The 12,474-nt window shown below is 36.7% G+C and carries 10 protein-coding genes; 6 read left to right on the top strand and 4 right to left on the bottom strand.

From position 1 onward, the window contains the following. Positions 1–230 precede the first annotated feature (230 nt). The 4 genes from I5M32_RS16185 to I5M32_RS16170 all read right to left on the bottom strand — a co-directional run bounded on the left by I5M32_RS16185 (position 231) and on the right by I5M32_RS16170 (position 4,952). A complete protein-coding gene (locus I5M32_RS16185; protein WP_200588173.1) occupies positions 231–1,406 on the bottom strand; it encodes an acetyl-CoA C-acyltransferase in 1,176 nt (391 codons plus the stop codon). 273 nt (positions 1,407–1,679) lie between these two features. Continuing rightward, positions 1,680–2,033, bottom strand: coding sequence for a four helix bundle protein (locus I5M32_RS16180; protein WP_200588171.1), 354 nt, complete (start codon positions 2,031–2,033; stop codon positions 1,680–1,682). 65 nt (positions 2,034–2,098) lie between these two features. Then, on the bottom strand, positions 2,099–4,504 hold the full coding sequence (locus tag I5M32_RS16175) for a 3-hydroxyacyl-CoA dehydrogenase/enoyl-CoA hydratase family protein (RefSeq protein ID WP_200588169.1): 2,406 nt from the start codon (positions 4,502–4,504) through the stop codon (positions 2,099–2,101). 16 nt (positions 4,505–4,520) lie between these two features. Beyond that, positions 4,521–4,952, bottom strand: coding sequence for a MarR family winged helix-turn-helix transcriptional regulator (locus tag I5M32_RS16170; RefSeq protein WP_200588167.1), 432 nt, complete (start codon positions 4,950–4,952; stop codon positions 4,521–4,523). A 172-nt stretch (positions 4,953–5,124) separates the two neighbouring features. Between I5M32_RS16170 and I5M32_RS16165 the strand changes: the two genes are divergently transcribed. From I5M32_RS16165 to I5M32_RS16140, 6 genes are read left to right on the top strand one after another with little or no spacing between them, the layout of a single operon-like run. Further along, complete coding sequence (locus I5M32_RS16165) at positions 5,125–6,591, top strand: hybrid sensor histidine kinase/response regulator (RefSeq protein WP_200588165.1); 1,467 nt, start codon at positions 5,125–5,127, stop codon at positions 6,589–6,591. Between the two features lie 13 nt (positions 6,592–6,604). After that, positions 6,605–10,165, top strand: a complete 3,561-nt coding sequence (locus tag I5M32_RS16160) for a response regulator (RefSeq protein ID WP_200588163.1) — start codon at positions 6,605–6,607, stop codon at positions 10,163–10,165. Between the two features lie 6 nt (positions 10,166–10,171). Then, the gene (locus I5M32_RS16155; RefSeq protein ID WP_200588161.1) at positions 10,172–10,543 is read left to right on the top strand and encodes a response regulator; all 372 of its coding nucleotides are present in this window, start codon (positions 10,172–10,174) and stop codon (positions 10,541–10,543) included. A gap of 2 nt (positions 10,544–10,545) precedes the next feature. Continuing rightward, on the top strand, positions 10,546–11,370 hold the full coding sequence (locus tag I5M32_RS16150) for a CheR family methyltransferase (protein WP_200588159.1): 825 nt from the start codon (positions 10,546–10,548) through the stop codon (positions 11,368–11,370). Beyond that, positions 11,367–11,930 carry a chemotaxis protein CheB gene (locus I5M32_RS16145; RefSeq protein WP_234461994.1) on the top strand — a complete coding sequence of 188 codons (564 nt, stop codon included), beginning with the start codon at positions 11,367–11,369 and terminating at the stop codon, positions 11,928–11,930. The genes I5M32_RS16150 and I5M32_RS16145 overlap by 4 nt, the downstream gene beginning before the upstream one ends. A 19-nt stretch (positions 11,931–11,949) precedes the next feature. Continuing rightward, a complete protein-coding gene (locus I5M32_RS16140; RefSeq protein ID WP_200588155.1) occupies positions 11,950–12,312 on the top strand; it encodes a response regulator in 363 nt (120 codons plus the stop codon). Positions 12,313–12,474: the final 162 nt, after the last annotated feature.

Genomic DNA, 12,474 nt, shown 5'->3' with positions numbered 1-12,474 from the left:
TGAGATGACTTGCTTACGCCCTTGTATATTTTTTTTGCATTGTGTAGAGCGTATTGAGTAATGAGATGACTTGCTTACGCCCTTGTATATTTTTTTTGCATTGTGTAGAGCGTATTGAGTAATGAGATGACTTGCTTACGCTCTTGTATAATTTTTTTGCATTGAGTAGTGAGATGACTTGCTTAGTTCCATTCTAAAAGTTCTCAATACCCAATACTCAAATCTCACTACTAATAAACCTCAAATATCCCTGCCGCACCTTGTCCGCTTCCTACACACATGGTTACCATTCCGTATTTTTGATTTCTCCTTTTTAATTCGTTAAAGATTTGGACTGATAATTTTGCTCCGGTACAACCCAAAGGATGCCCCAGGGCAATTGCACCGCCATTTACGTTTACTTTTTCTTTATCTAAACCTAAAGTTCTGATTACGGCTAAAGATTGGGAAGCAAAAGCTTCGTTCAATTCTATTAAATCGATTTGGTCTAAAGCCATGTTGGCTTGTTTTAAGGCTTTTGGTATAGCTTCAATAGGGCCAATTCCCATTATCCTTGGCGGCACACCGGCAACAGAATAACTCACTAATCTGGCGATAGGCTCTACTTTCAATTGCTTCATCATTTTTTCTGAAACTACTAAAACAAATGCCGCTCCGTCTGATGTTTGGGAAGAATTACCTGCCGTGATGGAACCGCCAGCAGCAAAAACCGGTTTCAGTTTGGCTAAAGCCGATAGTGAAGTATCAGCTCTTGGGCCTTCATCGGTATCAACCACGTATTCACGGTTTTTTTTCTTCATGTTGGCATCCAAATAGTTTTCCTTTACCGTGATGGGTAGAAGTCCGTCTTTTAAATGTCCATTTTCTATTGCTGCCAAAGCTTTTTGATGTGATTTTAAAGCAAATTCATCCTGGTCTTCCCTGCTCACTTTGTATTCTTTTGCAACCGCTTCGGCGGTTAGGCCCATTCCCCAATACCAATCCGGATTTTTCATGGCCACTTCTGGATTTGGTACAATTTTCCATCCGCCAAAAGGCATCCCGCTCATCACCTCTACTCCACCGGCTACAATACAATCAGCAATCCCGGCTTTTATTTTTGCTACCGCTGTGGCAATGGTTTCCAATCCAGATGCGCAATAACGATTAATGGTAACCCCCGGCACTTTATCGGTATCCAAAGCCATTAAAGAAATCATTCTGCCGATATTTAAACCTTGTTCTGCTTCTGGCGTGGCGTTACCAACAATGACGTCGTCTATTTGGGTTTTATCTAAATTCGGTACAGATGCTACTAATTCTCTGATGACTTCTGCCGCCAAATCATCTGCCCGGGTAAAACGAAATACGCCACGAGGCGCTTTTCCTACCGCTGTTCTGTATCCTGCTATGATGTATGCTTCCATATTTTTTAGTATTTAGTAGGGCGTATTGAGTATTGAGATGACTTGCTTACGTCCTTGTGTTATATTATTAGTATTGAGTAGGGCGTATTGAGTATTGAGATGACTTGCTTACGTCCTTGTGTTATATTATTAGTATTGAGTAGAGCGTATTGGGTAATGAGATGACTTGCTTACGCCCTTATAAAATTTTTTTTGCATTGAGTAGAGCGTATTGAGTATTGAGATGAATTGCTTATTTCCATTCTAAAAGTTCTCAATACTCAAATCTCACTACTATTTACTTAATGATAATTGAAGTTTATAATTCATTTTTTGAATTTCATCGATGACTTCTAAAATTTCATTTGTTGATTTTTCATCAATAAAATTCAATTTATTTGCAATCATGAGTTGGGTTTCTAATTCGTAGGCTGAACCATTGGCTATTCCTAAAAACTGTTTAAACTCTCCTTTTGTATTTCTTCCCGCTCCTTCAGAAATATTAGAAGGAATTGAAACTGCACATCTTCTGACTTGAGAAGTTAATCCAAACCTTTCATCCGAAGGGAATTTAGAAGACAATTCGTAAACTTGAACTGCCAAATCCATTGCTTTATTCCAGATTTTTAATTCTTTGATGTTGTGCATTTTCTATTTCCTGATTTTTTATTCCTTTTGAAAAGCTCTCAATACCCAATACTCAAATCTCACTACTAATTACGCAACGGTTTCCCCTTAGTAATAATGCTTTGAATCCTCTCCAACGTTTTCTTTTCTCCGCACAAACTCAAAAACGCTTCCCTTTCCAAATCCAACAGATATTGTTCTGTTACCATTGTTGGTGCTGATAAATCTCCGCCGCACATCACGTAACCTAATTTTTGGGAGATTTTCTGGTCATGGTCTGAGATGTAATTACCGGAACGCATGGTATTTGCTCCGGCGTAAACCATTCCCAATCCGTATTTTCCAAGCACCTTAATATCAGTTCTTTTTACAGGTTGGGTATATCCGGCATCAGCCAATTCTAAAGCTTTTTCTTTTGCATCGGCGATAAGCCTGCTCCTATTCATAGAGATAGAAAACTTATCTTTCAACAAATAACCCAAATCATAAGCTTCTAAAGCCGAAGTGGAAACCTTGGCCATGGCAATGGTCAGAAATTTTTCTTTTAAAACATTTTGTTCGATTTGCTCTGCCTCAAACTCGTCGGATGCCCGCAAAGTCATTTCTTTAGTGCCGCCACCGCCGGGGATTAAACCCACGCCAAACTCCACCAAACCCATGTAAGTTTCTGCATTCAGCTGCACATGGTCTGCATGTAAAGCAAATTCGCAACCACCACCTAAAGTTAAATTATGTGGCGCAACCACTACCGGAATGGAGGAATAGCGCAAACGCATAGAAGTATTCTGGAACATTTTGATGGCCATGTTCACTTCATCCCACTCCTGCTCTACCGCCATCATAAAAATCATTCCCACGTTAGCTCCGGCAGAGAAGTTTGCGCCATCGTTACCAATCACCAAACCTCTGTAATCTTTCTCAGCAATATCAATGGCTTTATTGATTCCTGTTAAAACTTCGCCTCCAATGGTGTTCATTTTGGTGTGGAATTCTAAGTTTAAAATACCATCGCCCAAATCAAGTAACGTTGTTCCTGCATTTTTCCATAAGGTTTTACTGGCTCTGATATTATCCAGAACAATAAAAGCATCCTGCCCAGGAATTGCTTTGTAAGATTTGGTTGGGATATCGTAATAAGTTTTGTTGCCGTTTTCGATTTTGTAGAACGAGGAATTTCCAGCTTCCAACATCTCAGTAACCCACTTTGCGGGGGTTTTTCCGTTTTGCTTCATCATCTCCAAGCCTTCCTTTACACCCAAAGCATCCCAAACTTCAAACGGACCCAATTCCCAACCAAAACCAGCCCGCATGGCATCGTCAATACGATAAGTTTCATCAGAAATTTCTGGGATTCGATTAGAAACATATTCAAACAATCCCGAAAAAGAAATCCTGAAAAACTCTGCCGCTTTATCTTTTCCGGCAGCATAAACCTTCATTCTCTCTTTAAGATTTTCGATGGGTTTTGTGGCCTCAAGTGTGGCTGATTTCACTTTGTTTTGTGGTCGGTATTCCAAGGTTTTTAGGTCTAAAGCTAAAATCTCGGTTTTACCGTTTTTATCTTTTGTTTTTTTGTAGAAACCCTGTGCGGTTTTATCTCCCAGCCATTTGTTCTCTTGCATTTTTTTCACGTAATCTGGCAGAACAAATACTTCTTTCTGTTCGTCGTTAGGTACGTTTTCTGCCAAACCGTTGGCCACGTTGATCATGGTATCTAAACCTACCACATCGGTAGTGCGGAAAGTTGCAGATTTTGGCCGCCCTAAAGCAGGGCCGGTAAATTTATCGACCTCTTCAACGGTTAAATCCATTTTTTCTACCAAATGCAATAGCGACATGATGGAATAAACACCCACCCTGTTAGCTATGAATGCCGGCGTATCTTTACATAAAACCGTGGTTTTCCCTAGAAATTTATTACCGTAGTGCATCAAGAAACCGATGATTTCTTTATCCGTATGTGGCGTTGGGATAATTTCTAATAAACGCAGATAACGAGGCGGATTAAAAAAGTGCGTTCCGCAGAAATGTTTTTTAAAATCTTCAGAACGGCCTTCTGCCATCAAATGGATGGGGATTCCGGACGTATTGGAAGTAATTAAAGTGCCAGGTTTTCTAAACTGATCTACCTGATCGTAAACAATTTTTTTGATTTTGAGATTCTCTACCACCACCTCAATTGTCCAATCACAGTGGGCAATGTCTTTCATGTTATCCTCAAAATTCCCTGTTGTGATCTTATTTAAAACGGCTTTGTTGTAAACCGGTGAGGGATTAGATTTGGCTGCAAAGGCTAAGGCATCGTTCACAATTCTGTTGCGCACCGCAGGGCTTTCTAAAGTTAATCCTTTAGCCTTCTCCTTGTCATTAAGCTCTTTTGGCACAATATCCAAAAGCAAAACCTCTACCCCTATGTTTGCAAAGTGGCATGCAATACGCGATCCCATAATGCCGGAGCCCAAAACCGCCACTTTTCTGATTGTCCTTTTCATAATATCTATGTTGTTATCAAGGTTTGTAATTAGTAGTTAACTCATTGATCAACTTTAACTTTTCTATTAACTGGGTTCTTTCTGTTTCTGATAAATGGGCATCCAAATGATCATTAAACTTTCTGACCACTACCCTAGCAAGATGCCGTTTTTCTTTACCCAAATTTGTGAGATAAAGCTTTACCGATCTTTTATCTGTTAAATGGCTTTCCCTATATATTAAGCCATCTTGTTCTAAATTGTTTAACATCCTACTTAAACTAGTTGATTTTAAACCAAGTAGAGCCGCCACTTCAGATACCGTTGTGCCGTTTATCTCATCTATGTTAATTAATAAATAACCAACCGATTGCGTAATGCCAAATTCTGAAGCCAATTGATTATACCTATTTGCGATGTTTTGCCATGTGACCTTCAAAAAATAATCAATAGTTTCTTGATGTTTCATTTAAAAAAGTTTAATTAGGTGCTTCAAATGTAAGCAACTGCAATTTATTATGCAAGCATAATAAATTTTATTAAGAATTAATCTCAAAAGCACTTTTTTGGTTTAATTTTTGCTTTTTCATCAAGATTTTAAATTTCAAATATTAAACGTTTCAAATGGATAAAGTTTACCCATGATTTTAGTTGTTGATGATAAGCAAGAGAATATTTTCTCTTTAAAAAAATTACTAGAATCTAAAGACTTTAGGGTAGATAGTGCCCTATCAGGAGAAGAAGCCTTAAAAAAAGTTTTAAAAAACGATTATGCCTTGATCATCCTTGATGTGCAGATGCCCATTATGGATGGCTATGAAGTAGCCGAAACCTTGGCCGGTTTTAACAAAACAAAGCACATCCCCATCATATTTTTATCTGCGGTTAACACCGATAAGCAATTTATTGCTAAAGGTTATGCTTCTGGCGGTATAGATTATGTAACCAAACCTGTTGATCCCGATATCTTATTACTTAAAGTGAACACCTTTATAAGGCTTTATCAACAAAATAAAGAGTTAAAGGAAATACAGGAAGCCCTAAGAGCAGAAATTGAGATTAGAAAGAAGGTACAGGCCGAATTGAGGGATCGAGTAGAGCAATTGCATTATACTTTAGAGGCTTTACCCTTGGTAGCCTTTACCACCGATGAAAAAGGGAAGATAGATTTTGTTAATCAGAATTGGATGCAATTTTCTAATAGTGAAGATATTTTCCCAAAATCACATCCTGATGATAAAGATATAGAAACTGAGTTTATCAGTGCTTTGATGAAAGGCAAAAGATTAGAGCTAGAGGTAAGGTTGCAAAAAATAGGTTCTTCAGAATACTGCTATCATCTATTAAAAATAATCCCATTGAAAGAAAAAGGGATCATCACTAAGTGGATAGGTACTTTTACAGATATTGATGCCCAAAAACAAATAGAAAAAAAGAAAGATGAATTTTTGAGTATCACTAGCCACGAGTTAAAAACGCCTTTAACCAGTATTAAGGCTTATATCCAATTATTATCCAGGAGTTTAAAAAACCATGAATCAGAGCAGATAAAAATCTACATAGAAAAAACGCAATTACAGGTAGGCAAATTAAGCGATCTGGTTTCTGATCTTTTAGATGTTTCTAAGATTGAGAGTGGCGAATTGAAGCTCAACAAAAAAACAATCGATATTAAAGAGGTCATTAACAGTTGTGTAGATACCATCCACCAAACGCATCCATTGGCAAACATCAAAGTAATTGGCAACACCAAAACTTTATTGATAGATCTTGATGAAAACCGTATAGAGCAAGTTTTGCAAAATTACCTTACAAATGCCTTAAAATATTCTCCAGAAAACCAAACGGTAACAGTTTTGCGTGAAGATCTAGAGAACGAGGTTGTTGTTAAGGTAAAAGATAAGGGAATTGGCATACCCGAAGAAAAGCAAAAAAACGTTTTCAGCAAGTTTTACAGGGTAGAAGAAACTTCCTTGAAATTTCAGGGCCTAGGGATTGGCTTGTATATTTGTGCAGACATCATAAAAAAACACCAAGGTAGTTTTGGTGTTAAAAGCGAACCGAAAAAAGGCTCGGAATTTTATTTCAGCTTACCAAAACAACTATAAACAGGCATCAAAAATGGCATCTAAATTCTTACGCAATCTACAGATAGGCTTTTCAATATCGTTTTTCTTACTTATAGTAAGTTCTGCAGCATCATTTGTATCCATCAAGGCCTTTAGAAACAACCAGGATTCTGTGCAACATACTTTACAGGTTTTAAATACCCTAGATAATATCAACCTCAATTTAAAAGATCGCATTATTGGGATGAGGGGTAGGTTATTGAACAATAATCCTAAATTTTCTAAATCTTATTATTCTAGCATCAACTCTTCAGATTCGCTGATAAACAATTTAGAAGATCTTGTATCTGATAATCCTCTACAGATTAAAAACGTAGAGAATTTAAGGGCATCTATAAATAAATACAAATTTACCACAGAGAATTTGATGGATAGCCTTAATAAAGGTTTGAACATTTCTTTAAGCGATATGGACAGCGGGCGTGTGCAGAGCGAGAATTACCAGGCCATCCTTTTAAAGATGAAAAAAATTGAGCTTAAATTACTCGAGGACAGAAACATTAAAAGCAGCAATTCTGCAGGCACCACTCCAATTCTATTGCTCGTAACCTCTATTATCTCTTTGTTAATTACCTTGGTTTTCTATTTTAGGATACGGTCTGATTTTAAGCAGCGAGAGGCCTTGCAAAAACAACTCATCAAAAAAGAAGAAGAAACTACAGAAAGCATACTTAAGATAGAAGAAATTGCCCATCAAATTTCTTTGGGCGATTTTAAAACAAGAGTTGAAACAGATAAACATGGATTGCTGAGCAAACTGAGCGTTTCCTTAAACAGTATGGCGGCATCGTTAGAAGAATCTTTTAATAAACTAAATGATGATGAGTGGTTGCAAAAGGGGATTGCATCATTAAATGAAAAATTCTTAGGTAACAAAACAATTAAACAGATTTGCGACGAATCTATAAACGAGATGATCAACTATGGGCAATGCCAAGTTGGTGGTCTTTACGTTTTTGAAGACGGTAAATTAATATTGAAAAGCTCTAATAACAAAGAAGCTTTTATGAAGGCTTCTTTTAATGAGGGCGAAGGCTTAATTGGCCAAGTTTTTAAAGATGGTAATCTAAGGGTAATTGACGGTTTGGGCGATGATTATTTTGTAACCTCGGGGAGCGGAAAGATCAAACTTAACCACTTGCTGCTTATCCCGATAAAAAACGATAATATCACTATCGGGGTTGTAGAACTTGGATGTAGTTTAGCATTTGCGGATATAGACATACAATATCATGAATCTTGCGGTAAAAGCATAGGCCCTGCGATCATAGGCGCTAAATCTAGAAGGCACATACAAAACCTTTTAGAAGAAACGCAAACGCAAACCGAAGAACTACAAGCGCAACATAACGAGCTTGAAAACTTGAATGCAGAATTAGAGGCCCAAACACTAAAATTGCAAGCTTCTGAAGAAGAATTGAAGATGCAGCAAGAAGAATTGATGCAATCTAACCAAGAATTAGAGGAAAGATCAAAATTATTGGAAGAAAAAAACCAACTGATTACCGATAGAAATTTAGAGATACAGCAAAAAGCAGAAGAATTGGCCTTAAGCACCAAGTACAAATCTGAGTTTTTGGCTAATATGTCTCACGAGTTGAGAACTCCTTTAAATTCCATCCTATTGCTATCTGGGTTATCGGCAGAAAATCCGGAGGGGAATTTAACGGCAGAGCAAGTAGAATCGGCAAAGGTTATCCAAAGCTCTGGAAATGGCTTGCTATCTTTAATTGATGAGATATTAGACCTTTCTAAAATAGAAGCGGGCAAAATGGATGTGGTTTTTGAAAAAGTAGCTTTAAAAGCCGTGAAGAACGAACTTCAAAGTCTTTTTGACCCATTGATAAAGCAAAAAGGCATTGAACTTAATATAAATTTAGATAAAGATGCCAAAGAGATTGTAACAGACGATACCCGCTTAGGGCAGATATTGAAAAACCTGCTTTCCAATGCCATTAAGTTTACTTCAAGGGGAAGTGTGGATTTGCACATCTTTAAAAAAGAAGATGATTTTGTTTTTGAGGTAAGGGATACCGGGATAGGGATTTCTAAAGAAAAGCAGAAGCTTATTTTTGAAGCTTTCCAACAAGAGGATGGCTCTACAAAAAGAAAGTTTGGCGGTACTGGGCTTGGTTTATCCATAAGTAGAGAATTGGCTAAATTATTGGGCGGCAGGATCGAGTTAGAAAGCGAGCCTACAAAAGGCAGTACTTTTACGCTCATTTTACCAGAAAACCAAACCTCAAAAACAGAAGCTCAGCCTGGCATGACCAAAGAAGAGGAAGGCATTGATGCTAAACCACAAGAAGCCGCTCCTTCATTCTTGAGCAATAAAATACCCAAAGCCATTGATGATGATAGGCTTAACATCATTAATGGTGATAAGGTTATTTTAATAGTTGAAGACGATCCACTTTTTGCCAGAACACTTCAAAACTTTGCCCAAAAACAAAACTTTAAAACCATTGTGGTGGTACGCGGCGATCTGGCCTTGCCAGCAGCATTAGAATTTAAACCTTGGGCCATCTTATTAGATATACAACTCCCAATTATGGATGGTTGGATGATCATGGAGCAGCTGAAATCTAACATACAAACAAAGCATATCCCGGTACACATTATGTCTTCTTTACAAGCTAAGAGAGAAAGCATATTAAAAGGTGCGGTAGATTTTATCAATAAACCTTTTGCAGTAGAGAACATGAGTTCTATATTCCAAAAGATAGAGACTGCTTTAAATAAGCATCCTAAAAAAGTATTGATCGTAGAAGAAAACGCAAAACACGCCAGTGCATTGTCTTATTACCTTGGCAACTTTAATATCAGTACAGAAATTAAAGACAATTTAGAAGAAAGCACAAAAACATTAAAAGAAAAAGATGTTGATTGCGTGATCTTGGACATGGGCGTACCCTACGAGACCGGCTATGAAACTTTAGAGGCCATAAGGCAAACCGAAGGACTAGAAGATCTGCCAATCATCATTTTTACTGGAAAAAACATATCCAAGGTAGAAGAATTAAAGATCAAGAAATATGCAGATTCCATCATCGTGAAAACGGCACATTCTTACCAAAGGGTTTTAGACGAGGTAGGCCTATTTTTGCATTTAGTGAACGATGATAAGGTTGAGAAAACAGCCAATTCTTTCAAAAAATTAGGGCAGCTTACAGAAGTGATCAAAAATAAAACGGTTTTAATTGCTGATGATGATGTGAGGAATATATTTTCTTTATCCAAAGCACTAGAAAACCACCAAATGAAGGTAGTAAGTGCCATAGATGGAAAAGAGGCCTTACAAAAATTAAGCGAGCACCCAGAAATAGATATTGTTTTAATGGATATTATGATGCCAGAAATGGACGGTTATGAAACTATAGAAAGAATAAGAAAACAACATCAATATAAAAACCTGCCAATTATTGCCGTAACCGCAAAAGCGATGATAGGCGATAGAGAGAAATGTATGCAGGTTGGTGCTTCTGATTATATCTCTAAACCGGTAGATATAGATCAATTATTGTCGTTATTAAGAGTTTGGTTATATCAATGATAAAATATGAATCAAAAAAAAGCAATTTTAATTGTGGATGATGATCCTCGGAATATTTTTGCCCTAAAAATGGTACTTAAAGCTAGGGGTTTTGAATGCGAAACAGCTACCACCTTTGTTGAAGCTTTAGAGGTTTTAAAATCCAAGAAAAACATCCATTTAATTTTAATGGATATGATGATGCCCGACGTTGACGGTTACGAATCTATAGAGAAAATAAAAACTTCTGGAGAATTTAATAATGTACCCATTATTGCAGTAACAGCACAGGCCATGGCCGGCGACAAAGAAAAATGTTTGGAAGCGGGAGCAGATGGTTACGTTTCTAAACCCGTAAATATTGACCACTTGTTGGTATTTACAGATAAATTTTTATAGATATGATGGCACCCGATATTGTTGGCGATGAAGATTTAGAGCAGTTGTTAAATGAGGTTGCCAACGTATACGGTTACGATTTTACAGAGTACAGCAAGGCATCCATCAAAAGGAGGATAAACCGTATTTGTTTATTAGACAAGCATAAAAGCTTTGCAGAATTAAGGTATAAAGTTTTAAATGATCAATCTTACCTAAGCAGATTTATAGAAGAGGTTACCGTAAACGTAACCGAAATGTACAGAGACCCCTTCTTTTACAAAGCTTTACGAGAAAAAATTATCCCAAAGTTGGGGGTTAACCCATATATAAAAATTTGGTTGGCTGGCTGCTCTACAGGCGAAGAAGTTTATTCTATTTCTATTTTATTACATGAGGCTAAATTAGCGCACAAGGCAATTATTTATGCTACCGATATCAATCCTACGGTTTTAGAAAAAGCAAAAACTGGGGTCTTTGCTATCAACCAGATGAAACTTTATACAGAAAACTACAACAATAGTGGCGGAAGCTCAGATTTTAGCACTTATTATTCTGCTAATTACGATCATGTTAGTTTTAAAGAATATTTAAGAAAAAACGTTATTTTTTCTACACACAATTTAGCTTCAGACCGTTCTTTTAACGAGTTTCAATTGATCATTTGCAGAAACGTTTTGATTTATTTTGATAAAAACCTACAAGACAAAGTATTTAATTTATTTGATGCGAGTTTAGAGAAATTGGGCTATTTAGCTTTGGGATCTAAAGAAACCATCCGTTTTTCACATTTAAACCAAACTTATAAACAAGTAGAAAAGGAGAAGATTTGGAAAAAAACGAGATGAAAAAAGTAATCGAAATATTGGTTATCGGTGGTTCTGCGGGCTCTTTTGAATTATTGCTCAAGATCATCCCACGTATAAAAATAGATATAAAGTTTGTGGTATTAATTGTGCTGCACAGAAAACACAACACCAATTTATCAATCTCAGAGCTTTTTAGAAATAAAACCCCATTACCTGTTTTAGAGTGCGAGGATAAAGACAAGCTAATCCCCGGTTCCATTTATTTTGCACCCGCAGATTATCATTTATTGATAGAAAAAGATAGGTCGGTTTGTTTAGATTACTCTGAAAAAGAGAACTATTCTAGGCCATCTATAGATATTACTTTTAAATCGGCATCAGATATCTACAAAGAAAAAGCAGCCGCTATATTGCTTTCTGGGGCAAATAAAGACGGTGCCGAAGGTTTAAAGCATATTTATCAAAATTATGGAACAACAATTGTTCAAAACCCTAACGAGGCAGAAATCAGTACGATGCCGAACGAAGCCCTAAAGATATTTAACCCTCAATACGTTTTAAAGGTTGAAGAGATAATAGACCTGATAAATAATTTTTAAAAAATAAACGCCCTCTCAATTGAAGAAAAAAGTACTCATTTTTGATGATGATGTAAATATTTTAGAACTCTGCTCAATTATTTTAAATGAGTGCGGTTATGAGGTAGAAACATCAGAAACATCCCATGATATAATAGAGAAAGTAGAAAAACTACAACCTGATGCCATTTTAATGGATAATTGGATACCGGATATTGGCGGTATTGAAGCAACAAGATTATTGAAGAGCCATCCAAAATTTAACCATATCCCGGTTATCTATTTTTCGGCAAACAACGATATTAAATCTTTAGCAGAAATGGCCGGTGCCGATGCTCATTTGGCCAAACCTTTTGATTTGGATGAGTTAGAAAATTTGATAAAAACTGTGTTGGTTGATTAGTTCATCAGTATTTGCATGATGGTTTTTAGTTCATTGGTATCTGCATGATGGTTTTTAGTTCATTGGTATTTGCATGATGGTTTTTTAGTTCATTGGTTCATTGGTATCTGCATGATGGTTTTTAGTTCATTGGGCATTGGTTCATTGGTATTTGCATGATGG

The sequence above is a fragment of the Pedobacter segetis genome (assembly GCF_016623585.1).
Lineage (GTDB): Bacteria > Bacteroidota > Bacteroidia > Sphingobacteriales > Sphingobacteriaceae > Pseudopedobacter > Pseudopedobacter segetis.
This window is presented reverse-complemented; position numbering and strand designations above follow the sequence as displayed.